This is a genomic window from Paenibacillus sp. p3-SID867, assembly GCF_025142895.1.
GTDB lineage: Bacteria > Bacillota > Bacilli > Paenibacillales > Paenibacillaceae > Paenibacillus_AQ.
The window spans coordinates 149,442-174,938 of sequence record NZ_JAMBDM010000001.1 but is presented as its reverse complement, the minus strand read 5'-3'; the positions used below and the strand labels follow the sequence as shown (position 1 = coordinate 174,938).

Annotated in this window: 23 protein-coding genes and 1 pseudogene; 19 read left to right on the top strand and 5 right to left on the bottom strand. The window is 50.0% G+C overall.

All coding sequences use genetic code 11. From position 1 onward, the window contains the following. Positions 1 to 251: 251 nt before the first annotated feature. Positions 252 to 335, top strand: a pseudogene (locus tag M4D81_RS34775) (ThuA domain-containing protein); the annotation flags it as partial. A 29-nt stretch (positions 336 to 364) separates the two neighbouring features. Beyond that, positions 365 to 1,447, top strand: coding sequence for a Gfo/Idh/MocA family protein (locus M4D81_RS00890; RefSeq protein WP_311200600.1), 1,083 nt, complete (start codon positions 365 to 367; stop codon positions 1,445 to 1,447). On the opposite strand, the gene M4D81_RS00885 is transcribed toward M4D81_RS00890, so the two are convergent. The 3 genes from M4D81_RS00885 to M4D81_RS00875 form a co-directional block, all read right to left on the bottom strand. After that, positions 1,442 to 2,416 (bottom strand): hypothetical protein, encoded by a 975-nt coding sequence (locus M4D81_RS00885; protein WP_260064101.1) that lies wholly within the window; start codon positions 2,414 to 2,416, stop codon positions 1,442 to 1,444. The two genes, M4D81_RS00890 and M4D81_RS00885, sit on opposite strands and share 6 nt — an antisense overlap. Before the next feature lie 246 nt (positions 2,417 to 2,662). Continuing rightward, entirely contained in the window at positions 2,663 to 3,235 is a 573-nt protein-coding gene (locus tag M4D81_RS00880; protein WP_083397780.1) for a redoxin domain-containing protein, read from the bottom strand. 85 nt (positions 3,236 to 3,320) lie between these two features. After that, positions 3,321 to 3,989 (bottom strand): Crp/Fnr family transcriptional regulator, encoded by a 669-nt coding sequence (locus M4D81_RS00875; RefSeq protein WP_260064099.1) that lies wholly within the window; start codon positions 3,987 to 3,989, stop codon positions 3,321 to 3,323. A gap of 217 nt (positions 3,990 to 4,206) precedes the next feature. On the opposite strand from M4D81_RS00875, the gene M4D81_RS00870 reads away from it, so the two are divergent. The 3 genes from M4D81_RS00870 (at position 4,207) to M4D81_RS00860 (ending at position 7,133) form a co-directional block, all read left to right on the top strand. After that, the gene (locus tag M4D81_RS00870; RefSeq protein ID WP_260064097.1) at positions 4,207 to 5,805 is read left to right on the top strand and encodes a cobyric acid synthase; all 1,599 of its coding nucleotides are present in this window, start codon (positions 4,207 to 4,209) and stop codon (positions 5,803 to 5,805) included. 192 nt (positions 5,806 to 5,997) lie between these two features. Then, the gene (locus M4D81_RS00865) at positions 5,998 to 6,870 is read left to right on the top strand and encodes a hypothetical protein (protein WP_260064095.1); all 873 of its coding nucleotides are present in this window, start codon (positions 5,998 to 6,000) and stop codon (positions 6,868 to 6,870) included. 23 nt (positions 6,871 to 6,893) lie between these two features. Then, a complete protein-coding gene (locus M4D81_RS00860; RefSeq protein ID WP_260064094.1) occupies positions 6,894 to 7,133 on the top strand; it encodes a glutaredoxin family protein in 240 nt (79 codons plus the stop codon). 162 nt (positions 7,134 to 7,295) lie between these two features. Here the strand turns inward: M4D81_RS00860 and M4D81_RS00855 are convergent, their stop codons facing one another. Beyond that, positions 7,296 to 8,234 (bottom strand): NAD(P)-dependent oxidoreductase, encoded by a 939-nt coding sequence (locus M4D81_RS00855; protein WP_260064092.1) that lies wholly within the window; start codon positions 8,232 to 8,234, stop codon positions 7,296 to 7,298. A 329-nt stretch (positions 8,235 to 8,563) separates the two neighbouring features. Here M4D81_RS00855 and M4D81_RS00850 point away from each other — a divergent pair, with 329 nt between their 5' ends. The 6 genes from M4D81_RS00850 to M4D81_RS00825 are packed head-to-tail and all read left to right on the top strand — an operon-like array spanning position 8,564 to position 12,803. Then, positions 8,564 to 8,779 (top strand): hypothetical protein, encoded by a 216-nt coding sequence (locus tag M4D81_RS00850; protein WP_162487678.1) that lies wholly within the window; start codon positions 8,564 to 8,566, stop codon positions 8,777 to 8,779. A gap of 24 nt (positions 8,780 to 8,803) precedes the next feature. After that, positions 8,804 to 9,484 (top strand): hypothetical protein, encoded by a 681-nt coding sequence (locus M4D81_RS00845; RefSeq protein WP_071223771.1) that lies wholly within the window; start codon positions 8,804 to 8,806, stop codon positions 9,482 to 9,484. Then, the gene (locus M4D81_RS00840) at positions 9,481 to 10,680 is read left to right on the top strand and encodes a glutathionylspermidine synthase family protein (protein ID WP_260064090.1); all 1,200 of its coding nucleotides are present in this window, start codon (positions 9,481 to 9,483) and stop codon (positions 10,678 to 10,680) included. The genes M4D81_RS00845 and M4D81_RS00840 overlap by 4 nt, the downstream gene beginning before the upstream one ends. After that, entirely contained in the window at positions 10,681 to 11,355 is a 675-nt protein-coding gene (locus M4D81_RS00835; RefSeq protein ID WP_071223775.1) for a hypothetical protein, read from the top strand. Continuing rightward, a complete protein-coding gene (locus M4D81_RS00830) occupies positions 11,352 to 11,744 on the top strand; it encodes a DUF350 domain-containing protein (RefSeq protein ID WP_071223777.1) in 393 nt (130 codons plus the stop codon). The genes M4D81_RS00835 and M4D81_RS00830 overlap by 4 nt, the downstream gene beginning before the upstream one ends. A gap of 36 nt (positions 11,745 to 11,780) precedes the next feature. Further along, entirely contained in the window at positions 11,781 to 12,803 is a 1,023-nt protein-coding gene (locus tag M4D81_RS00825) for a potassium channel family protein (RefSeq protein ID WP_071223778.1), read from the top strand. A gap of 152 nt (positions 12,804 to 12,955) precedes the next feature. Here the strand turns inward: M4D81_RS00825 and M4D81_RS00820 are convergent, their stop codons facing one another. Continuing rightward, positions 12,956 to 13,912 (bottom strand): GntR family transcriptional regulator, encoded by a 957-nt coding sequence (locus tag M4D81_RS00820; protein ID WP_260064087.1) that lies wholly within the window; start codon positions 13,910 to 13,912, stop codon positions 12,956 to 12,958. A gap of 149 nt (positions 13,913 to 14,061) precedes the next feature. Between M4D81_RS00820 and M4D81_RS00815 the strand changes: the two genes are divergently transcribed. The 8 genes from M4D81_RS00815 to M4D81_RS00780 all read left to right on the top strand — a co-directional run bounded on the left by M4D81_RS00815 (position 14,062) and on the right by M4D81_RS00780 (position 25,496). Next, the gene (locus tag M4D81_RS00815; RefSeq protein ID WP_071223782.1) at positions 14,062 to 14,583 is read left to right on the top strand and encodes an HPP family protein; all 522 of its coding nucleotides are present in this window, start codon (positions 14,062 to 14,064) and stop codon (positions 14,581 to 14,583) included. Positions 14,584 to 15,354: 771 nt separating this feature from the next. Next, positions 15,355 to 17,613 (top strand): hypothetical protein, encoded by a 2,259-nt coding sequence (locus M4D81_RS00810; RefSeq protein ID WP_260064085.1) that lies wholly within the window; start codon positions 15,355 to 15,357, stop codon positions 17,611 to 17,613. A gap of 18 nt (positions 17,614 to 17,631) precedes the next feature. Then, a complete protein-coding gene (locus M4D81_RS00805) occupies positions 17,632 to 18,825 on the top strand; it encodes a HEAT repeat domain-containing protein (protein WP_260064084.1) in 1,194 nt (397 codons plus the stop codon). Positions 18,826 to 18,868: 43 nt separating this feature from the next. After that, positions 18,869 to 20,236 (top strand): glycosyltransferase family 2 protein, encoded by a 1,368-nt coding sequence (locus M4D81_RS00800; RefSeq protein ID WP_235613270.1) that lies wholly within the window; start codon positions 18,869 to 18,871, stop codon positions 20,234 to 20,236. A 61-nt stretch (positions 20,237 to 20,297) separates the two neighbouring features. Beyond that, the gene (locus tag M4D81_RS00795; protein WP_071223785.1) at positions 20,298 to 21,104 is read left to right on the top strand and encodes a response regulator transcription factor; all 807 of its coding nucleotides are present in this window, start codon (positions 20,298 to 20,300) and stop codon (positions 21,102 to 21,104) included. Between the two features lie 183 nt (positions 21,105 to 21,287). Then, entirely contained in the window at positions 21,288 to 22,649 is a 1,362-nt protein-coding gene (locus M4D81_RS00790; RefSeq protein ID WP_194541823.1) for a nucleotide sugar dehydrogenase, read from the top strand. A 17-nt stretch (positions 22,650 to 22,666) separates the two neighbouring features. Next, positions 22,667 to 23,575, top strand: coding sequence for a hypothetical protein (locus M4D81_RS00785; RefSeq protein WP_235613271.1), 909 nt, complete (start codon positions 22,667 to 22,669; stop codon positions 23,573 to 23,575). Between the two features lie 469 nt (positions 23,576 to 24,044). Beyond that, positions 24,045 to 25,496: a polysaccharide deacetylase family protein gene (locus M4D81_RS00780; RefSeq protein WP_397376651.1), complete on the top strand. Its 1,452-nt coding sequence runs from the start codon at positions 24,045 to 24,047 to the stop codon at positions 25,494 to 25,496. Position 25,497: the final 1 nt, after the last annotated feature.

Genomic DNA, 25,497 nt, shown 5'->3' with positions numbered 1-25,497 from the left:
CTGTGATTTATTTATACGATCAGCTTCAACGGAGAAGGCGGAATTGTTTTGGAGAAGCGAAGCGTGCCCCCGAAAGCTTTCCAACGGAAAGCTCGCATCGAAAGCATATACGATCCCCGGATTTCAACATTATTTATTTCATTCCGAAAAATCCGGGGGTAACAGGGATCGGAAAAACTATCCGAATTCGTAGTGATGAATGGGCAATGTTATCAATCTACAGGAGGCAACCATGCGAAACATAAGTCACGGTGTGGAATGAATATCGGCATGAGAGACATAATGAACTGGTAGCCAGCATATATCCGAACGGCATATTCATACTAGTGAGAGATAAGATATATATACAAGGAGTGTATCGATGATGAATCAATTTCGAATCGGCTTAATTGGATTGGGCGGGATGGCGCAAGAGCACATCCGCTGGATGAATGCAGAGAATGTCTATCAGTTCGTGGCCGTGAGCGATGTTAATGGGGAAGCGGTGGCCCGAGTAGGCGATCAGCTGGGAATTGAGGATGGCAAGCGATATGCAGACTTTAAGGATTTAATTGAAGATCCGGACGTCGATGCCGTCATTTCGGTTACGCCTAACAACGTGCACGCGGATATTATTAGAGCATGCCTGCAAGCGGGCAAGCCTTTTTTGGCGGAAAAACCATTTACGCGGGTGTTCGAAGAAGCAATCCCCTTGCTGGAGCTATACGAGAAACAGCCGGTTCCGGCCATGATCGGCTTTACGTACCGTTACACGCCGGCTTTTCGTTATGCCAGGGAACTTGTCCGAACGGGCAAACTCGGGACGATCCGTCACTTCTCCATTCAGTATTTGCAAGGGTTTGGCGTACCGAGCCAGCAGGTTCCCTACATGTGGAGATATAACAAAGCCGTCACGGGAACGGGAACGCTCGGAGATCTGGGATCGCATATGATCGATATGGCCCGATTTCTGTTTGGTGAATTTGAAGAAATTACGGCCCAACTGCATACCATCATTCCGGAACGCAGGGACACGGTATCGGGAGCGATGGCCAAGATCGAAGTCGATGATTTTGCCAGCTTCCAGGCACGGATGATAGATGGCATGATGGGCGTGTTCCAGACGTCGCGCAATGCCTTCGGTTCAGGCAATCAGCATGAAGTATCCATTTACGGCGACGACGGCACGGTCCACGCCAGCACATTGGATCCGGAACGGGTGGTATGGATTCGTGAAGAAGAGCCCGGGCAGCTCGCCAGAACGACAATGGAGGTGCCGCAGCATTGCAAAGTCAAGCAGTATGCCGATTTTGCCGGGCTATTACGGGGAACGCCTGCCGACGGGATCCCCGGGTTTATGGACGGGTACCGGAATCAAGAGGTGCTGGATGCAGTCGTTAGGGCACATGAGACCAAAGCGGTGGTAGAGCTTCGGAACCATGGCCAACGGATCCAGAGCAAGTCATAACGTATTGCCCATCCAGATATACAGCGCCATCAAAGTGAATAGAAAGAGGCAAAAGTTAACGCTTACAAATAACCCGCGAAGTAACGCGGAGCGGTGGAATTGAAATGGAGTTTTAAGCTCCCCCGTCCCTTCGATCAGGAACAGGATCAGTACTGTATGAATGATCGTATGGCCTATGACCTCCTTGTAACCGAATACAAGGCTTGTCATAATAAAAATGCCAGATACCAGGAGGGCGGTGAATCGGCTCATGATACCCACGATAAATGCCCACGCCAGCCCTATTTCGATAAACGCGGTGATTAGGACGAAATTATCAATGGTAAAACCGAAGGTAGGAAGCCCGTAGCTGCCCATTACAGAGCAAGCCAGTTCGGGGATGGTCAGTTTTTCCATGGCAAGCCAAGCGAGGGACATGCCCGTGCATATGTACATGACGGGGGCAGCCGTTCTTTTTATTGGAGTGCCGCTCACAAACAGATAATACACAATACCGAGATATATCAAATAATCGATGGAATGAAACATACCGTAGGTTAATGAAGCTTGCAGATAGAGCAAGAATAGGATGGCACCACTCACCGGCAATGTGCGCTTATAGAGCAAGCAGGCTGATGCGGCGGAGAGACCGAGGATAATCCACATGGAATTGGTTCTGAACTCGGGTGCCAGATACGAGCCGCTCAGAAGCTGCAGCACCAAGCCGATAGCCAGCCCAATGCGCAGGATGACTTCGGTATGGGGCCTTAGCCTGTGCAGCCATTGATGAACTTTCATGACCGGCCGCATCTTCCCCAGCGGATCGTGGAAGATGCATGTGAGCAATAAGATCAACAATGTAAACGCTAACCAAAACAGGAATGTCAGCGTAACGATCCGGGGAAAGGGCAGGGGGACCCATTCAAAGTTATCCGTAAACCATTTGACATGATTATAGATGTTGCTAATCTTGGAGAAATGCATTATCATTCGATCAGTTCCTCCCTTAACCAACTCTAGTCACCTATCCAAGATAATACAATATTAGATAAAAAAGTATATTATTGGATGAATATATCCCTCATTATGAAAATATTATCCCTTAAGAGTATTCAAAGGCAGCCTTTGACCTTATCGTTATAGCTTCAGTAAACAAGCCGATCCATCCGGATCGGCTTGTTGTTATGTCTCATGCTATGAGTTCTTTTTACTGCTGAAAACGACTAAAAGACAGGCTCAGCCCAACTTAGGAAGCTGTGTTCCGCCAGCATAACGCTCAATGGTTTCGTAAGGCAGATGATCGGTAATCAGGCAACCGTAATGCGCGATTCGTATGATGCCGTCCTCGTCCAACACAAACTCTGCCGGAATCCGATTGAAATTTGAACCTTCTTCCGGCGTCAGCTTGAAACCTGCCGCTTCTGCTTCATCCGTGAACTGATGCACATTCGGGTGAGCTAAGGTGGCTTGTGTCTTGGCTACCGAGGTCTCGACCCCATAGAGAGAGTAGAGCTCCGCACTTGGATCGGCAATAAGAGGAAACGGAGCATTTTGCTGACCGACATGCTGCTGAAGGGCTGTATCCGGTGATTCAAAAACGCAAATGACATCCAGATGACGCTGCTGCCACTGAGGATATCGCTGAATAAACTGGTGCACCCTCAGATTGCATAGGGCACAGGCAGCGTTGCGAAAAAAAGCGAGAAGTAATTTACGTCCGCGATAAGCTTCCAGTGAAATCATATTTCCATTTGGATCTACGTTTTGGAATAACGGAGCATAATCTCCGGGTTGAAGCATGTTGTTCATTTTGAATTCCTCCTGGGTTAACGGTATATAGGCGTGAGGCCTATTACCAATGTAGCAGGGAGGACTTCATTGCTCTGTGACTAGGTCACATAGCAGCTTCTGTTAGACAGGCTCGGTTTATTATTTTCACCCAGCCTCTTCCTGTCTCCAGCCATCCTTTCTTTTGGAACTGGCCCAGCGTACGGGAGACGACCTCTCTTACGGAGCCAATGTCATCTGCAAGCTCTTGGTGGGTTGTGCGCACCAGCGGATGTTCATCCGAGCTGATGCGCAGCAGAGTCCTGGCAAGGCGCTGCTCCAGCGGTAATGTCTGTCTCGCCTGCAATTTGTTTGCCATCCGCAGTGTTCCATCCAGCAGCCCGCCAAAAATAGCGCTGCGGATGGGTTCATACACCTGCAGCCAGCGGAGGAAGCTGTTTTTCAGCACATACAATACCTCGACCTTGGACTCGGCAATCAGAGTGCCCGGATAGTCCTGGCCGCTTAGCCCACTAAGTACGAGGAGAGAGCAGACTTCTCCGGCTGATAGGATGTTTAATACCGATTCGTTGCCATCTTCGTGGATGATCGTGATACGGGCCGATCCGCTGATGAGGAACATGCCATAGATCGCGGCATCCTCTCGTTGAAAGATTCTCGATTTGGCTTCAAAATGTTTGGTAAACGGATTAGCTTGAATCCATTCTTCCGGTGGTACGACTTTCAAATAAGGGAAGATGTCGGTTATCTGCTTATCATTCAATTCAGGCTTCATGATGGGTTTCCGCCTTTCGGTAATCATGCACGGACATGCGAAACTGCTATTCTATATAGTTAACATTTCGGCCTGACAAAGTTCAAGCGAATTTATCCGGATTTCATCCGGAAGGACTCCTTTGGCGATGGTTTGCTATAATGATATGAGCAAGCGGTATAGGTCAGGGAAAAGGGTGAGGAAGATGAATGAAACAGAATACATAAGGGATACACCCATGAATATCAGGAAGAGGCAAGGAGCGGTACTCATGCTGCAGGGAACCGCTTCGGATGTAGGGAAAAGCATCGTCACAACAGCGCTATGCCGCATATTTCTACAGGATGGTTATCGCACGGCTCCATACAAATCGCAAAATATGGCTCTTAATTCCTATGTGACCCTGGATGGCAAAGAGATCGGCCGAGCACAGGGCGTACAGGCTGAAGCCTGCGGCATTGCCGCAACGACGGACATGAATCCGATTCTGATCAAGCCGATAAAGGACATGCATTCGCAAATCGTGATCCACGGCGTACCCCAAATGCAGATGAGTGCGATGGATTACCGGACTCTGTTCCTGCCGAAGGCTAAAGAGATTGTGCTGGATGCACTGGATCGACTGCGGGAGAGCTACGACATCGTTGTTATGGAGGGGGCGGGAAGTCCGGCGGAGATCAATCTTAAGGACCGGGACATTGTTAACATGAATTTGGCAGGCTGGGCGGATTCACCGGTTATTCTGGTTGCCGATATCGATCGCGGAGGTGTGTTCGCTTCCATAGTAGGTACGCTTGAACTGCTTGAGGCCCATGAGGTGGCCAGAGTCAAAGGATTTATCATTAACAAATTCCGCGGGGATCTGGCGCTGCTTCAGCCGGGACTGGACTGGCTTGAAGAGCGGACAGGTATTCCCGTGCTGGGCGTACTCCCTTATATTCAGGACATGCGGATCGAGGCTGAGGATTCGGTTGTGCTGGATGAACTTCAGAATCAAAGACTGGAACAACGAGACCTCGATATTGTCGTGATCCGGTATCCGCGTATTTCGAACTTTACGGATGTTGATGCGCTGCGCATGGAACCGGACGTTGTCGTTCGCTTCGTCCAATCGGCGGATGAACTTGGAATGCCGGACGTCATTATTTTGCCTGGCACCAAGGATACGATCAGTGACCTTGAATTCCTCCAGGATCGGGGGCTGGCCGATGCGATTTTGAGCCAGACGCGGCAGCGGGATGTGCAGTTGGTTGGCATCTGCGGAGGATATCAAATGCTGGGCGAGCAGCTGTCGGATCCGCATGCGGTCGAAGGGAGCGTTCGGGAAGCGAAGGGGCTCGGCCTGCTGCCGATTCAGACTTCCTTTTTAAAGCATAAAAGGACCGTTCGGGTGAAAGGGAAGTTGTTACAGGAACATTCGCTGAGGTTCGTTGTCTCGGATACAGAAGCGGATTCGTCGATTACGGCATATGAAATCCATATGGGCGTGAGTGAATGGAGCGCCTTGTCTGGCGGCTCAGGACACCGCCCGCTTTTTTCGATTGAAGCGGATGGCACAGATGCTGTAAAGACGAAAGAAGATATTCAGCCGCATATTGAAGGGACAGCTACTTCGGATGGCCGCATATGGGGCTGCTATCTGCATGGCTTGTTTGACAATGATGACTTTCGCAGATCCTGGCTGAATGGCATTCGGGTGAAGAAGGGGCTTATTCCAATTATGGAAACGTTCAAAGCAGTAGAGCGCAAATTCGCGGAATTTGATCGTGTAGCGGACGTCGTTCGTAATCATGTGGATATGAAAAAAATATATGAAATCATCAGTTGCACCCATTGAATGATAAGGAATGCATCCGAACATTCGGGTAATAATGATGAAGAGGAAGATAACACCATGCAGGCGGCATGGTGTTATTTGCATGGAGCGAACAGAAAAAAGTTGATTAATTATAGGATAGGGGGGTATACTAAATATATAGACGGAAGATCATTCGTCTTGCAGTATATTCGATGATTGGAGTGATAGCCCATGTTGAATAGGAAGGGCACCATACTAACCTTAACGGGCATACTTGCTTTTGGATTGTTGACAGCATGCGATAACGCGAAGCTGGCCCCCGATGCGGGCGGCCATGGCGGGAACCATGAAAAGGAAAATGAAAGCCATGAAACGAACGGGCATGGCGAACGCGCTGGCGGGCATGAAACGGCCTCAGATCATTACAACGCTGCGTTTACATGGAATGAACCGGTAAGAGCAGGCGCCGAATCCGAGCTGACGATTCGAATTACGGATCAAGACGGTGGACCTGTCCAGGACTTTGATGTCAATCATGAGAAGCTCCTGCATCTGATCATCGTGAATCGCGATTTGTCTTTCTTCGAGCATATTCATCCGGATTACAAGGAGAATGGCGTATTTACCGTGAACACGACATTCCCGGCTGGCGGCGACTATAAATTGTTTGCAGATTTTGTTCCTAAGGGTGCTGCAGGGGCCACGCTAAGCGAATGGGTTCAGATTGAGGGAGAAGCAGGGGAATCTTCGGCGATTCAACCGGATTCCAGCCTAATCAAACAAGTGAACGGCAAGGAGATTGAACTGAGCCTAAGCAATACGTTATCGAATGAAGAGGTTGTGCTCGCCTATCATATTCAGGATGCCAAGACAAAGCAAGGTATCAACAATCTGGAGCCTTACCTGGGCGCAGTGGGGCACGTGGTCATTCTGTCCGAAGACGCTGAGCAGTACATTCATGTACATCCCCTGGACGAACGGAGCACAGGACCTAATGCGGAATTCGCCACTACCTTCCCGCACAGCGGTATCTACAAAATCTGGGGACAATTTCAGCATCAGGGTGAAGTGATGACCGTGCCTTTTGTTGTTGAGATCAAATAATTTTCGCTTAAGGAGTGATCGATATGACAGAACCATTAAAAATCTATACCATACCCACTTGCAGCGACTGCCATCATGCCAAGCGTTACTTCAAGGAGCAGGAGGTACCGTATACGGAGTATGATTGCACACAGAACCCGGAATATCCGGAAGAAGTACGACGTCTGACAGGAAAGCAGATTGTACCTACGATCGTTTTTGGTGACAAGGTATTTATCGGATTTGCCGATAACTTTCAGGAGATCAGGGAATTGATTAAATAATAAGGGTGCATGGAAATGGAAAAGAAGCATGGATCGTTCCCGAGGGAGGATCCATGCTTCTTTTGCAGGTGAGGAGCCAAAAAGTATCGCCTTAGACTAGTCAGTAAGCATAATGCTTCGTTGCATGCTAGCCCCATGCCGCTAATCGCTCCCTTATGCCTATCAAGACGATGGGCGCTTACGGATCAGTTCAATCACGCTGGCGAAGTCGTCCCCTCCATGTCCATCTTCCACCCGGCGTTTCATCAGCTCGAAGATCGGTGTGAATGTCTCGGGGCTGACGCCTTGTACCCTGCTAACCTCCCCGATGGTGTCGTGGGCGGCCTGCATCGCCAGGCTTGCATCCTTGGCGGAGTAATCACCGGAATCGATCTGCTTCGCCATCTCCGGCATGGTGGACATCATGGCTTGCAGAAAAGGCATCAGCAGCGTCGTCGTGAAGTCCAATGCCTTCACGCCTTCGGTGCCCACAAGCGCCACCGCATGGATAAAGCCCCCGAACATACCGTACATTCCGCTTAGCAGTGCCAGGTCATTCAGTGGGGCAAGCGCAGGATCGGATCCTAAATAGTGACTTGTACCTAAGCTGTCCAATACCTGTTTATAATTATCGTAAGCTGTCTTCGAACCGCTGTAGAGGATAACGGCATGAGGCGTGGCGATCAGGGAAGGGACGGCCATGATGCCGCCATCCAGATACCCGGCGCCATGGTTTCTCATCCATGTCCCCATCGTGCGGGCCTCTTCGGGAGTACCGGTTGTCAGATTTACGACAACCTTGCCGGAAAGCTTCTCCTTTATGGGTTCCAGAATATGGCGGGCGGCATCATAATCAAGTACGCATATAATCAAGAGGGGGCTGGCGGCGATGGCATCTGCGATTTCCGTAGCGCCGGAGGCACCCAAGCCTACAAGCTCAGCGGCTTTTTCAGGTGTGCGGTTCCAGACTGTAGTGACATATCCGCTGTGCAAGAAGGTGCGGGCCAGCTTGGAGCCCATGGAGCCTAATCCGATCACGGTTACTGAAGGAAGGGTGGAGCTGTTTACCTTCGCATCGTGAAGATGGTTAACGTTTGATGATCTATCAAGATTTGCATTCATCGGTAAAACCCCTTTCTGGACTGGAATGATACCGATTCTAAAGTATGACACTAGTGACAATGTCAAGACAGATCATCATCATGAAATTTGATGCTACACCTAATAAAACGTAAAAAATCAGGTACTGTGCGGCCAGAATGTTCGTTTTCATCAATTTTTTAATGGTAATTCGCAGGTGTAAATAATCAGAAGCAGTGTTATTATATGGGTTGCGTCTTTTGGAAAAGATCGCTGGGCAAGCGTCGATATCCCATCGTAGATTTTTTGAAACGATTCGGAATATAACACGTATCAATACTCACTGCTTAGATGGAAGGGGTAGACACACAGTGGATAATGGGATGAACGTCATTTTGTTTGAAAAGAGGCCGGACGGTGAGCTGATTCAGATTGAAGAGCGGTCATGGACGATGAACATGGTTGCTGCACTGGAGCATGTGAATTATATCGTTGTTGGCGGCCGGGAATATGAAACGATTGAAGGCAGATTAAGTGTAGACACGGGTAAACTTGAGCTTCTGCTCGTTCCGATGCGGAACGATTAATTCTGTCCGAAAGGAGAAACCATCTTGAGTAATGAAAAAGACAAAAAAGATCAGCCTGCATCCAAATGGCTGACGCCGGAAGGCAAACCGATTCGGGTCTTGTCGAGCTCGCTGGGCATCGCCTTGCTGGCAAACGCATTTCTGGTATCCGGCGCAGCAGCGAAAGACCTCGCTTCGGAAGCGGTTACCTCATCCGAAGAGCCGCAGCTGGTGTCCTGGTCAACAGAAGAAGTAAAGAAGTATTTTGACAAGAATGTTGATTGGAACATTCCGTTTCCTAGCGAGAAGGAATTCCAGGAAGAGCCGGTAGAAGGAGCCGCTGCAGGATCAGGTTCGGGCGGCGGAACAACGGTCGTCAATAACTACGGCGGGTACAATTCCGGCTTCGGCTGGGATGATTTGCTGCTCTATCACATGTTGTTTAACAATGGTTCGTATTATTCATCCAGCGGATGGTACAACAATCATCGCGGTTATTATGCGAATAACGGCAAGCCATATAAACCCCGCACCTATTCAAGCGGTACGTTCCAGAACAAACCGGTGGTGAACTCCAACGTCCGTCCTAAGACCTCAACGTCATCTTCGGGTACGATTACGCGTCGCTCCACGTCGTCGAAGTCCGGGGGCATTGGCGGCAATTCCAGCGGGTTCAGCTCGTCGGGTTCGAAATCCAGCTCCAGATCCGGCGGTTTTGGAGGATGAGTCACGACAGTGTATTCACCGTATCGGGACAGCCTGACCCCAATCGGGAGGGACGCGTAGCGGAGCTCGCGGAGCTCGGCTTTACCTGGGCGGATTTGGAAGGGGAAGCCTACTGGATAGACCAGCTTGTCACCATACGCCAAGAGACCTATCGTGAGCTGGAAGAAGCGGCTGCATTATTATGGGCCATGCTGGACAAAACCGTCCGTTACATTCATCGCAATCATCATATATACAGTTTAATCGGCATTCCGCCCGTCCTGTGGCAGATGCTGGACGAATGTCCCCTGCCGGAGGAGGGATTGATCAGCCGGTATGCCAGGTTTGATTTTGCTATTGCCCATGACGGCAGCATCAAGCTGCTGGAGCTGAATGCGGACACGCCGACAGGCTATGTTGAGGCTTCCATTGCCACACCGTGGATGTGCGCTCATGCCGGCATCTTCTCTCCCAACGAACGGATGCAAGAGCTGGTCGCACAAGCGTGGGGAGTTGAGCGTCCGGATACGGCCGCCTGCATCGCTTACGGCGAGCATAAAGAGGACTCCGGGACGATCGAAGCATTGGTCCGGCACAGCGGGCTGGATATCCGGCTGGTGGATTGTCTTGATCTGTGGGTGGACGAAGGCATGCTGAAGGACGGGGATGGCCGGGAGATTCACCGGATGTTTGCCCTATATCCGAAGGAATGGATGTCCGTCGATGATGGCGGAGATGCGCTTGCCTATGCCATCGAGACAGGACGACTGCAGCTGTTCAACTCGCCGCACAGCATTCTGCTGCAATCCAAAGGACTGCTTGCCGCCATGTGGGGGATGTACGAGCTGGGCCTTTTGTTCGATGAGAAAGAACGTGAAGCGATCGTCAATTATATGCTGCCGACATACAACAAACCGGTATTCTCCGGCAACTTTGTATCAAAGTCGATGTTCGGCCGCGAGGGTGGTTCAGTTAAGCTGTACGACCAGGCCGGACAGCTCGAGGTAGAGGATCAGGACGGGTATGATACAAGTGTCATGTTTCCGACGGTCTATCAGCGGAGGGCAGACCTGGCCCGCGTCGAGACGGCGGAAGGCGAATTTCATTTACTGACAGGATTGTTCGTCCTTAACGGAATCCCTTGCGGTTTGCTGGGACGGGCGGGCGGTTTGATTACGGGTAATTCCAGCCATTTTATCGCAATGGGAGTGAAATAAATGCAGTTGAAACAAAAAAGAAGGCAGCATGGCGGTGCTCCTAAGGGAAAGAGGAAACCTCCGGTTGTCCTGGCGGTAATGATCCTATCCCTCATGGTCCTGGCGCTGAGTGCATGCTCAGGCAATGGGTCGACGGTATTCCACACCGGATCGGAGGAAGTATCCTCAACCTCTGCTCGCGTGCCTTGGGACTACCGGATCATTGAAGGGACCGTTGGCGATTTGATTGGCGGCGATATGACCGTCCTGCCGGACAACGAGCTGCTGCCAAACGATAACAACTATGCTACCGGGGACAAAATTTGGACGCTTCAATTCATGGATGCGGAGCTTACCACGGATGCGAATCAGCGCAATGATATCCGATTATCGTCTTGGCAGACGATTAAGTCGTTTAAGGACAAAAAAACGGCGGAATCGGATTTAACCAACCTGAAAGTCACGGTCAAAACCGATGTAAAGCTGGTTGGGGTTTATAAAACAACGTATAAAAAAGACACCAGGCATTTTGCTGTCATCGAGCTGCCGACGGGCAATCGGATCAAACAGCCGATCGATGAGAAGCGTTATGCCGCAATGGAGAAGAAGGACAGGGTTGATGTTGTATTGGAGGAAGTGCATGATTTCGCCGATTACGACTTGGCCTATGCAAAATTTCGGGGGTGGGCGGATTGACGGTCGTTATTAATATTGTTGTAAGTGTAATCTGCATTATCGTGCTTCAATTGCTGGGTATGTTGATTTTCAGCTGGATGACCCGGTTTAACGACATGGAAGAGCTGAAGAAGGGCAATGTCGCGGTTGGCCTTGCTTTTGGCGGCAAGTTTATGGCAACGGCCATTATTCTGGGCATATCCGCATATACGAATTCATCGATCTGGCACATGATGCTGTGGTTTGCCGTCGGGTATGTATGCTTGATTGCTGCCTATTGGGTATTCGAGCTGGCTACGCCGGGCATTCGAATTTCCGAGCATCTGCAAAAGGGGAACGTAGCGATCGGCATTCTGCTTGCGATGGTGTTTATCGGTACGGCCTTTGCAATCAGCAGCCTGATTATTTAGGTCTAATAGCACCATTTTCGGGAGAGGAGCAGGAACGTGCACTTTTTTCTAAGATTATCTTTGAAAATGATGCGTCTGCGTAAAACAACGATCAGCGTGATTGTAGTACTGTTTGTGGTGCTGTGCTCGACCCTGGCATTTCTGCTGGAGCCGGAAACGTTTCACCATTGGTTTAACGCCTTTTATTGGGTACTTACCACGATGGCAACCGTAGGGTATGGCGATTATTATGCAGCTACCGTACCAGGCAAGATATTAACGATATTTATCTATATCTTTGGTATCGGGCTGCTCAGCTTGGTGATCGGCAAGGTGATTGAATCGTTTGGAAGCATGCAGCGGCAGAGAGGAGCGGGCAGGTTGAATTTTAAGGGTAGTGGTCATGTCATCATTATCAATTGGAGCAAAAAGGCACAATCCGCTATTGAAGAGATCCTGTTGTTTGCACCGGAATCAGATATTGTTCTCATTGATGAGCTCAACCGTCATCCGGTGGAGCATCTCGAACAGGTGCATTTTGTAAGCGGCGATCCAGCAGCGGATGACGTGCTGATGAGAGCCAACATCATGGAGGCCAAATCGGCCATTGTTTTTGCGGACGCCCGAATTGATGAATCGGCTCTCGTGGACGGCAAGTCGCTGTTGATCGTATCCAGCATTGAACGAATTGCGCCAAATGTACATACCACGGTTGAGATTGTGCAGGAGAAGCATGTTCAAAATTTCCGCTACAATCATGTGAACGAGTTTGTGCTCTCACATGATGCCGTGTCCCGATTGGCCGTACGCGCGGCGCTGCAGGAAGGAAACTCGGATGTGCTGATGCAGCTGCTTAGCCGCCAGCATGGCGATGATATTTACGAAGTGGCATTGGACCCTGCATGGAACACCTACGGCGATGCCTTTTTGGATCTGCTGCGGCAAGGAGCGACGCTTATCTCCGACCGCAACGACCTCAGCATTAATCGCAAGCTCGATGTGTCGATTCCGCGGGACGCCAGATTGTATGTGGTCTCGGACGAGGCGACCTATAAGCGGATTGCCGGCAAGCTTGCCTGAAATTGGGCCTTCGATCCGATGCCCGTGGAACGACACGGGCATCGGATTTAGTGATACCGGAATCCAGAAGTTTGAACATTCGGCACAGATAGAAATATCCAGCCCAACAACGCCCCCTGTTTATAACAGCGGGCGTTTTCGTGCGTTAAGATTCAGACCAACTCTCTCAGAACGCTCTCGCTGCTCTTCTCCAGCGTCATGGGAAACAGCTTCACTTTGCCTGGTGATAAGGTTCGAACCTCTTCATATGCGGCGTCAGATGCATAGATCAGATCGGATTCCTCGATCCGCTGCAGTAGGTCCTCCCGATTATCCAGCCCAGCCAAGCTGGCATGAACCCCCTCAATACCGGCTTCTCTCATACGGCTGGCCATCCACTGTGCACCTGCCTTACCCAAGCAAACAAAGCTGATACCACTTCCAGGTGCAAGCCGGGCAATATCGAGCAGGACCGATGTTTCCACGCTGGCGCCAATGACCGTTACTTTTTTGTCATATTTGCTGCACAAAGCCTTCACTTCGGTATCGTGGTTTAAAGTCGTGACGATGAGGTTTGAGTACTCCAGTGCGTCGAATATGGCTTGTGTTCCCGTCAACAGGTCCTCGAGAAATACCGTTTTCACTTCGGCACCCGTTATTTGCTCAATCGCTTTCTGATAAAAGGGAAAATCATGTTCCTTACATTCGATGAACAAAATACGCTGTTTCGTGTTCAGGACAGGCTCCTGCAGCAGTGTATAGGCGAGGGATGCGGCAAAGAACTCGCTCGCCGGGATGTTAACGGAGCTTAGCTCCTCCGTCGTTCGCTCTACCAGCGCGTGCATAATCTTTCTGCGAGTTCTAAGCTCCTCTACCTGTGCGTTGTTCAATACCTGCGTTCCTTTGCCTTTATGCATCGAGACGATCCCCTCATCCTTCAACTGGTTGTAGACCAGATTTACGGTGTTGCGGTTCAGTCCCAGCAGATCCGCCAGCGCACCGGCCGGAGGGAGCATATCGAATGGTTCAATCTGTCCAATACCAATCAACCACTTTAACTGCTCATTAACCTGAGTACTGACATTAAGGGGGGCGTGCGGGTCGACACGAAGCATCAGTTTTTGCGGCATAATGAAACATCCTTTCCTAGTCAACTAGTAATTTAACTGTACACAATCATTCGCGAATTATCAAGAAAGGTATTGACATGTAGGGTTGGGATTCATTATTTTATATATAACTAAATAACTAGTTAATTATTAATATAGGAGGGTAATCAATGAAGGACCAGGCAGCAGCATATGTACAGAAAATGAAAGGAGGGGCTAGAAGTCCGTTGACCGTTCGTCCCATGAATATCGCCATTGGCTTTATCGGCGGCGCTGTTTCCATCGGATTGTTGGCTCTTCTGACGACACTTGCAGGGAGTGTTTGGATCATGGCACCCTTTGGGGCGAGCTGCGTGCTTGCGTTTGCGGTGTGGGATGCGCCGCTATCACAGCCCAGGAACCTCGTGGGAGGTCATCTGATTTCCACATTCACGGGACTCGTAACGCTTGAGGTTCTGGGGGACGGAATCTGGGCTATGGCCATCGGCGTGGGAGCGGCAATCAGCTTGATGGGGATAACCAAAACGACCCATCCACCGGCTGGTGCAGACCCTTTGGTTGTGATTATGGCTGGCAGCGGATGGTCATTCCTGTTTACCCCTGTGCTTGCCGGGTCCGTCATGATCGTGGTTGTGGCTCTGCTTGTCAATAATGCGGTGAAGGAGCGAAGATATCCGACTTTTTGGTGGTGAAGGCAGTTTTTTCTTTGATGAATAAACGGTAATCATGGTAACATCTTCAATCTCATATCGCCAATAACAGACTCGGATCTACAATGGACCGGGTCTGATTTATGTTATTCTGCCGCAGATTTTAAATTTCCCAAACTAATTTATATACCACGATGCGGGGAGATCCAAACCGAAATCATAAAAAATAGGCGATACTTACCACTTGATCCCGAGTGTCAATTCTATAGAATATTACACAATCCCGGTACAGGACTCTATTCTCATTTTGTATAAAAGGTAAATATTGCCAAACCTTTACAGAATGCGGTTCTCAGCCGTTTTTTTATACGACTTTGGTATCAAATTTGTAATAACTATGGATAATGATGTAAAAATGACCGGAACTTTAGCAATTTTTTTGCGTTTAACCTTATGATTCACGAAAATTTTCTGAAAATCTTCGTCATATCGCTGCTTTCCTCAGATGGAATGAAGTCGTGCAGTTCCAGCCTTATTCGGACAGCGATGCTGTTCACTGCACACAACTAACATGAGGCTGTTAAGTTGTCAAATTACGGGGCTGAAGAGGTAGCGGTAAGTTTTATCGGGGGGAAAAATGTGGAAGAGGTTTGTTTTACTTCTTTTTGACTACTATCGATATCGGAAAAGTTGGTAAAGAAGGAATATGGTATCGGGAACGCATCGGCTATAGAATGACGAGTATGGCTCAGTCGTCATGTGTCGGTGCAGCAACAAACATGTCATAGAAAGGGCAGGTGAGCAACGAAGACGATGAGCAGGCGAAAATGGTGGGTGATCGCAGCACTTTTCACTATAGTGCTTCTCTGCGGTGCCGCTGTAATTCTAGGATATCTACGGCCGTCATTAAAGACGTATGCGGATGCGGACGGCGTGAAAATGAAATTCAAAACAGAGGGAACCTCCTTTCTCGTATATGAGGATGACGAAGTTTGGAAAGAGGTTTTTGCCAAAGGCGTGAATCTGGGGGCAACCGTACCCGGACATTATCCTGGTGAGCTTCCGGCAACGGAGGAGGATTACCTTCGCTGGTTTAAACAGATTGATGACATGGGAGCGAACGTAATCAGGGTCTACACCGTGCATAATCCGGTCTTCTATTCTGCACTTGTGAAATATAACCGGGATAAAGGTGATGACCCCTTGTACTTCATGCAGGGCATATGGTCACCGGAGGAGCAACTGATCGAGCGCAAGGATGCGTATGACGAAGAAATCGTCCAGACGTTCAAAGCGGAGATATCGAAGGCTGTTGCTGCTGTCTACGGCGATATCAATGTTGAGGCTAAGCATGGACAGTCGAGTGGCAAGTATAAGGTCAATGCAGGCAAGTACCTTATGGCCTGGCACGTGGGAACTGAGTGGGACCCAACCATGGTCGATAACACCAACACGGTACATAAGGATGTCCCTCGGTATGAGGGGTCCTATTTCTCGGGGACGAAGGACGCAAGTCCTTTTGAGAATTGGCTGGCATCTTTATTGGACCATACGGCTGCCGAGGAGCAGAAGTACGGATGGCAGCATCCGATGACATTTACCAATTGGGTTACAACGGACGTGCTTGAGCATCCGGGGGAACCGCTGTTTGAAGAGGACTTGGTATCTGTCGATGCAAGGCATGTAGAACCGGTGAACTGGGATGCAGGTTATTTTGCCGCATACCATGTGTACCCGTACTACCCGGATTTTTTCCGGACGGACAAAACGCTGCAGACCATTCCTGATGGTAATGGGGGTTACAACACGTACAAAGCCTACCTGCGAAAATTGAAGGCAGCTTTCGAAGATATGCCGATTATGGTCACCGAGTACGGCGTACCTTCATCCATCGGTGTTTCGCACCATGGTCCCGGCGGTAAGGATCAAGGGGGGCATGATGAAGCTGAGCAAGGCTTAGTTAACGTCTCGCTGACCCAGGATATTTACGACGAAGGTTATTCCGGGGCGATCCTGTTCATGTGGCAGGACGAATGGTTCAAGAAGACATGGAATACGATGCCTTTTGAAATACCGGCAGACCGCCGGGCATTCTGGTTGAATGTGCTGACGAATGAGAAGATGTTCGGCGTTCTCGCGATGCAGCCGGGCAAGGTAGAGCAGATCACGATCGACGGGGATCTCAGCGATTGGGATAAAGTTCCCGAAGGGGAAGTCAAGACCTGGTCCGGAACGGCACCGGGCGTCAAGAACATGAAGCTGACTCATGATGAAGCCTACCTGTATATCGGCATGGAACTGGAGGAGGCGTTTGATCCCGAACGTTCCAAACTTTTCATCGGAGCAGATACGATCCCTGGCGGCGACATCCCCAAGAAAGAATTGGCGGGACGAACGCTTACAGGTGGAGCTTTGGAAACTTTGATCCAGTTAGGTCAAGAGGATGAGTCCCAGGTCACCATTGCGCCATCCTACGATTTCCACAGCCGGTTGTACGGCAAAGAGGGGTATTGGATGCTGCCAGGAGAGGAAGCGAAGGGGACCAAGGACGATCCTGTGGTGTCCGGAGGTTCGTTTCATGCCTGGAAGCTGGCCATCAGCCTGCTGATGAATCCGCCAGATACCCGCTTCTCCCATCCGTTTGTGGATGAAAGAGTAGGGATGCTGAAACGGGGGACCAGCGATCCGCAATCTCCGGATTTTAATTCTCTAACGGCCTGGCAGTATCAAGACAGGTTCGTGGAGATGAGAATTCCATGGATGCTGCTTGGGTTCGGGGATCCGAGTTCGCTGCAGGTGCTGGATTACAGCCCGCTTCAAGATAAGCGTACATTCAGCACGATAACAGCGGAAGGGATCCGGCTGGCTCCGTGGATCGCGCAGCGATCTGAGAATAACGGGCAGTCAGCGTCAGGATCGGCAGAGTCCATCAACCTGGAGGAGATTGAACCTTATACTTGGGAACTATGGGAAGCAACCAAGTACAGTGAACGATTAAAACAAAGCTATTATGATATGCAGGACATATTCACCCGTCTGTCTGAAACGGAGCGGAAACCAGATGCTAAATAAAAGGAGGAGCCATCGGATATGTTTTCAAATTTAGAAATGGCATACGTCTTTGTCTATGTATGTCTCGGCCTTATTGCAGCCGGCATTATCCTGTTGTTCCAAATGAAGATCAAGCACAATGCTGTACAAAGAGAAACGGAACGCTTAACAGTAAAACATCATGACTATTTTGTGTATGTCCAGTGTCATCTGCATGACGATACGAAGCTGGAGCTCCCGCCCGGCAAATTGACTTCGGCTGAGCGCCGGGTCATTCAAGCCAAGTTTATCGAGTGGATCGAGCAATTCAAAGGGGACGCCAGAGATAAGCTACTGCGCTTATGCCGGGAAGCCGGATTTGTGGAAGAGGAGGTTCGGGCATTATCCAGCCTGCGGAAAGACCGTCGTATCGAGGCGGTCTACCGCCTTGGAGGGATGCGTGCGGAAGAGGCTGTGCCGCAGCTTCAGCAGCTGATGAACCGTACCAAATACGGCCCGATGACCATCATCATTGCGCGGGCGATTGCCAAAAGCGCAGTTCAGTCACAGCAGATTCGAGAGATGCTGTCCAAACTGCTGTCCTACGATAAAGCCATTCATCATATGGCTGCCGATATTTTGCTTGAAACCCGGCTGGATTCGGCCAGCCTCATGCGCAAGCTCTTGGATGATCCCGATCCTGGACTGGTCAAGGTATCGCTTGTAGCCATGTGGGGGCAGGCCATTCCGGCTGTCGTGCCGGCACTCGATCGATTGGTCGGATCCGAGGAGAAGGACGTACGTGCGGAGGCGGTCAAGCTGTATCTTGGCTCCTATCCGGCACTGAAGGATGATACCATTGCGGAGCTTATGAATGATCATGAGTGGGAAGTACGTGCCGCAGCGGCCAAAGCGCTGGGACGACTGCACGCCGCAGGCAGCATTCCGATTCTGGCTTCCGCCTTGAAGGACGAGAATTGGCATGTGCGCAACAACAGCGCGGAGAGTCTTGCGATGTTGGGAGAACAAGGTTTCGAGACCTTGTGCCAAGCCGCCCTGACAGGAGAAGGTCCAGCCAGGGAAACGGCCTTGTACCGGATCGAACGGATCATGTCCAACGAAGGCGAATACGAGCAAGTCGAACAAATGGTGGCATTTAACAAAAGAAAACTGGTGTACGATCGTTATTTCGGTATTCAAACGAACAAACGGATCAGCACGGTTGCAGGAGTAGGAGGAGATTACACTGCTTAGAGATATCCTGCTCACTTACGGGATGGTGGCGATTTATTACGTCATGATCGTTAGCGCGCTTTATTTTGTAATTCTGATGTTTTCTTTCAGAAATATTAAGGATATTTTCAGACGCGCCACGTATTCCAAATACAATACGCTCTCGGGTTCGGAACTGGTTCCATCGGTATCTTTGCTGGTTCCGGCCTATAACGAAGAGCTGACTATCGCGGAGAATGTCCGCTGTCTGATGACGCTGAACTATCCAACCTATGAGGTCATTGTCATCAATGACGGCTCCTCCGACGAAACGCTGAAGGTGCTGATTGAGGAGTATGGTTTGACGCTGCTGCCCAATCCGGAGATCCGCGGCAACATCAGCACGAACAAGGTTCGCGGCATTTATTATAATCCGCAGTACCCTCAGCTATATCTCATTGACAAAGAAAATGGCGGTAAGGCGGATTCATTGAACGCGGGCATTAACCTGTCCCGTTATCCGCTGATTTCTTCCATCGATGCGGATTCGTTGCTGGAGAAGGATGCACTGATCCGGATGGCCCGCATGTACATGGAGAATCCGGAGGAAACGGTGGCTATCGGCGGAGATGTTCGGATCGCCAATGGCTGCGTGATCGAGAACGGAGAGGTTAAGGACGTATCCTTGCCGCGCCGGATATGGCCGATGTTCCAATCGATCGAATATCTGAAAGCTTTCCTGGGTGGACGAATCGGGTGGAGCCATTTCAACGGGCTCATCATCGTCTCGGGAGCTTTCGGCTTGTTCCGGAAAGATTATGTCATCGCGGTGGGCGGCTATCGGGGTGGCTACCCCGGCGAAGATATGAACATCATTATCAAGCTGCACCGCTATATGCTGGAAAATAAAATCAAGTACCGCGTTTCCTTTTGCCCGGAAGCGGTGTGCTGGACGCAGGCGCCGGACAGCTACAACATTCTGTCCAATCAGCGCAAGCGCTGGGGACGGGGAAACTTGAAGAACATGATCGAGAACCGCGATATGGTGTTCAATCCGAAATATAAAGTCATGGGCATGTTGACGATGCCCTACAACGTTATTTTTGAAGCGTTAAACCCTTACTTCAGAATTACGGGCCTTCTGGCTCTGCTTGGATATGTATTGCTGGATATGACAAATTGGCATGTGCTGGTCGTGTTTGGACTCGTCAATTTTTTAAGTGGGTACCTGCTCAGCGTGGGAGCTCTCATCCTGGAGGAGATGGCCTTCCGCCGGTATACCAAATTGTCCGATCTGGTGAAGATGCTCCTCTTCTCGGCACTCAAATTTGTGGGATACCACCAGTTAGGCGTGCTGTGGAGAGTACAGGGGCATATTCAATATCTGCAAAACAACAATTCATGGGGGACCATGACCCGGCAGAGCTGGAAAGATAAGAACGAGGCTGCTTGACTTCAAGGCCCGGTTCATATGTAACAGCATCAAAATATAAAGAGAGGTGGGACCTACAGTTATGTCTCAATCCGCAACATTGCAACGCGTGCAGGCCGTAGATTTTTACGGCCGCCTGGAGGAGGAAGTGAGAAACCATAGCCATGGAACAGCATTGCTGTTTCTGTACTGTGCAGGCAATCTGTCCGAGACGGAGGCTGGGCTGGCAGAGGTTCAAAGTTTTGTGGATCAGCTGTCCGGCGTGAACGGTGAGGTACTGCAAGACACCCAAACCGGTGTAATGGCCGTTACCTTGCCTGGATATTCGCTGGATGCCGCCCATTATCAGGCATTGCTCCTGAAGCAGCATCTGCAAGGCCGTTTGGAGCAAGCAGATCCGCGTATTACGCTTGCCGCGCTTACGGAAGTGCCATCAGCGCTGACGTTGAAGCAGATGGCGGAAGCGACCAAGCTCAGCACCTCTTCGGATATTCATATATTTACGCAGGAGGAAGCAGACAGCGGTCAAAACCGCATTCTCATCGTGGATCAAGATGCCACGGTGAGGGAGTTTTTACAGATCCGCTTAGCCATGCAAGGTTATGAAACGCTTGAGGCCGTTGACGGTTTGGAGGCGCTGGATCTCATCCCGAAATGGGAGCCGGATCTTGTGCTGACCGAGCTCAACCTGCATGGCATCGACGGCCTGCCTTTCATCCATCATATCCAGCAGCTGGATATGAAGGAGCCGCCGAAAATTGTGGTACTAACGGAGAAACGAGTGGAGCAAACGATCAGCCAATGCTTCCAAAACGGGGTGGATGATTATGTAACCAAACCGTTCTCGCCGGTGGAACTGGATGCCCGCATCCGCCGCTGCCTTCATTAAACACATCGTTACTAACGCTTCTAGTTTGATGAGAATTAATGAATGATGAATGATACGTGATTAGTTGAGCTGAGAGGTTCTTTAATCGCAAGGAGAGAGTTCAACAAAACGAGGTCTGTCTTTTGGCGAATAGGCAAAAGAAATAGACGAATAGACTAAACATCCGATGGAGGTTGAATACTTGTGAATGAGGAATATGAAACTTTATTGAGTGCCATTGAGAATAAGAAAGCCGTTCTGGGTGTTGTGGGACTGGGCTATGTAGGATTGCCGCTGGCTGTGGAAATGGTAAGACAGGGATTCACGGTCATCGGTATCGATCTGGATTCTGACAAAATTGACCGCATTTACCGCGGCGAGTCCTATATTAGTGACATCTCGTCCGAAGAGCTTGCGGCATGCATGGAGACCGGACGCTTTAAGCCGACAACGGATTACAGCATGATTGCTGTGATCGACGCCGTCAGCATCTGCGTGCCGACGCCGCTCAGCGAGAATCAGGACCCGGATACATCCTACATTACAATGGTAGTCGATCAGCTCAAACGCTTTATGAAGCCTAACCTGTTAATTACACTGGAGAGCACGACTTATCCGGGAACCACGGAGGAGCTGATTCAGCAGCCGATTGAGAAGCTCGGTTATAAGGTCGGCCAAAACTTCTATCTGTGCTTCTCGCCGGAACGGGTCGATCCATCCAACAGCCGGTTCAATACCCGAAATACGCCGAAGGTCATCGGAGGAACGACGGATGCCTGCCTAAAGCTGGGTGAAGCGTTATACAAGCAGTATGTGGAGACGGTGGTGCCCGTCAGCAACCCGAAAGTTGCGGAAATGTCCAAACTGCTGGAAAATACGTTCCGCAGCGTGAATATTGCCTTTGTCAACGAGATGGCCATGATGTGTGACCGCATGGGCATTGATGTATGGGAAGTGATCAATGCAGCGGCAACCAAGCCGTTCGGATTCATGCCATTCTATCCGGGACCGGGCATCGGCGGCCATTGCATCCCGCTGGATCCCATGTATCTGTCCTGGAAGGCCAAGGGCTTCCGCTTCTACAGCAAATTTATTGAGCTGGCACAGTCCACCAACGATAATATGCCTTACTATGTGATCAACAAGACGGCTACGATTCTGAACGAATATGCCAAATCGATCAAACGCTCCAATATCCTGCTGTTAGGCATGGCTTACAAACCGGACATCAGCGATTTGCGTGAATCCCCGGGCCTTGAAGTATATGAACAGTTCAAGGAAAATGGCGCCTATGTGGATTATTACGATCCGTATGCCCACAGCTTCGTGGATAAGCAAGGCGGAACGGTACGCAGCGTGGAGTATGATCTGGCGAAATTCAGCCGTTACGACTGCATCGTCCTCATTACAAACCACAGCAATCTGGATTATCATTCGATCGCTTCGACCGGCGTGCCAATCTTAGATACACGAAATGCATTTAAAGCGTTCGCCGAGCCTCATATCTACAAGATCGGCCATTCCGTTCAGCATGTAGCTGAGCCGGGTGAGGCTGTCTTGATCTGATGAAATGGACGAGAAGAATGAGGCCTATACATGCAAAAGCGAAGTGGATCATTCTGGTTGCCGGCATCTGTCTTTTGCTGCTGATCCTTTTTCTTCTCCCGTCAGGCAAGGTGAATCAGAACAAGGCTACATGGCTGTGGGATGCAAGTCTGATCCGGAGTGAAACGGAGGAGATTGTAGCCTTTAGCGGCAGGGAAGGCATTACAACGATCTTTTTGCAGATTCAACAAGAGGTGACGGACGAAGAATACCGCCATTTTGTAGCTGCGGCTCATCAGCAGGGGATCAGCGTCCATGCCTTGAACGGTCAGCCGGATTGGGCTTATGAGGAAGGCCGGCGACAAGGGATGGAGCTGCTGGCCTGGCTGGAAGCGTACAATCGGACGGCTGCGCCGGAGGAGAAATTCGAGGGCGTGCAGTTCGATGTTGAGCCCTATGTGCTCCGAAGATGGGGCCGTGAACAGGCACAGGTGGTGGAAGAATGGAGCGCGAACATGGAGGTTTGGGTGCAGGAGGCAAAGCGTCAGGGGCTAACGTTCAGCGCCGCCGTTCCTTTCTGGCTTGACTCGATACCTGGACCCCGCAGCGCGGATGCCGATTCGTTCAGCCGCTGGATGATTGAGAATACGGACGCGATTGCCGTTATGGCGTACCGGGACAGCGGGGAGCAGATGTATGAATTGTCCAAGGAAGAGCTGGAGCAGGCCGACGAACTCGGCAAGTCTGTCTGGATCGGCATGGAGCTTGGGGATACGGAGGAAGGCGAGCATTTGACCTTTTATTCTAAGAGCGAGCAGGAGATGGAGGACGAAGCCCTGCGCGCCGCCAAACTTGGCAGCGACCATAACTCCTTTGCGGGACTGGCCGTCCATCACTACCAGGCTTGGGTTCACAAACGAACCGCGATGGCTGGGGAAGAGCCTTGATTTGCATGAGGTTCAATAGCGATTTTCAGGTTAAATGGTAACAACATGAGCAGCATGTGCAACATGAATCATTCACAATTCAACGTACCTTCGAGAGTCTTAAGAGACTTTCGGAGGTATTTTTTTGTCTGACAGTGGGCCAGGTCCCGGTTAAATCGGAAATGTTTAGAAATTGTATAGAACTGAATTCTATAATGTGAATCATCGAGCGGCAGGGAGTAAAAGCATGTTTAGAAAAAAACATGGGCAACGGATTACACAAGCTGGACGACCGGGGTTCCTTATTGTAATTCAAAGTTATGAAAATGATGAAAATCCATGAATTTTTCCAAAATGTTATAGCAATTATGATAGGTTGGTGTTATATTCAATTGGTTTATTCAGGAAGGGCTTTAATAAAAACCCTGATTGAAATTTTAAAAGGAGTATCCAGATGAAAAGAGATTTTAGTAAAACCCGAATGTTATACATGCTAACAAGAATGACCGGACTGTTGTTAACCCTGGCGTTACTGGGTGGTTGTGGTCTTTTTGGTGGTAAGCAAGCTCCCAGCGATGAAGCGGGCGGTTCGACAGCGACAGTTCAAAAAGTGGAACGGTATACGGGAGAAAAGAGCAGGGAAATCCCGTTTGTTTACACAGCCAGGAAAGAATTGGCGCTCACCTTTAACGGCATGGGCGATAAAGCGACCATGATGGCCCTGATCGATGAGCTGGATGCCTATGGAATCAAGGCGACCTTCTTTCTTCCGGGGATCCGTGTGGCGGAGGAACCAGACATTGCGGATGCCATTTTGTCCAGAGGTCATGAAATTGAGAACAATACGCTCAATCAGCTCGATATGAATCAGCTTGATTACGATCAGATCTATAAGGAAATCAAACTCGCGAACGATGTCATTGAGCGGGAAACGGGCGTCCAGCCCCGCTATGTGCGGACACGCTCGGGCGATTATCCGGATGAAGTGCCGCTGGCAGCTGCACATCTTGGAATGAAGGCCGTTGTAAGTTACAACATTAATCCCAAGGATCGCAATATGCAGAGCGCGGAAGAGATTGGAGAGTATGTGACCAGGTACATCTCCAGAGGCGGCATTATTTCCATGAATACCGATGTCAATCCGGAAGTGGTTTCTTCTATTAAATACATAGCTCAGGCCGTGGACGATATCGGATATCAATTGGTTACGCTGGATGAGCTGGTGCGCAATGGCGGCGTGCGAAAACCGCTCGAGTTAATTCCGGGATTCGACGCTGCTAGAATGAACCCGGATTATGAACAGGCGAAATATGAACTGGTTTATAAAGTCAATACGAACAAAAAAGAGGTTGCCCTGACCTTTGATGATTTCGGAAGCGACAAAACGGTAACCCGCATCCTTGATATTTTGGAGGAGCATGATGTGAAGGGCACCTTCTTCCTGCGGGCCAAAGGAGTGGAAAGCAACCCGAATTTGGCGCGGGCGATGGTCGAAGGCGGACACGATGTGGCCAATCATTCTTACAGCCATCCCGTCGTTACATCGCTAACGCCGGAAGAGCTGCAGCAGGATGTCGTCAAGGCCCACCAGGTTATTACGGAGGCCATACAACAGCAGCCTGTCATGCTGTTTCGCCCGCCGACCGGCGTGGTAGATGACGAACGGGCCAAAGCGCTGGCAGCTGCCGGTTACCCCGCCATTGCAATGTATGATGTGACTACGCTGGATTGGGATATTTCCAACAGTGCCGACGATATCGTGAACGGAGTTATGACCAAGACACAAAAGGGAAGCGTCATTCTGCTTCATATGCTGGATGACATTCATACCATTGAGGCCCTGCCCCGAGTACTCGAAGGGCTGAAGAATAAAGGATATACGTTTGTAAAAATGGCGGACATGATGCAGCTGCAGGACAAAGCCGCAATGGAGATGGAATAGG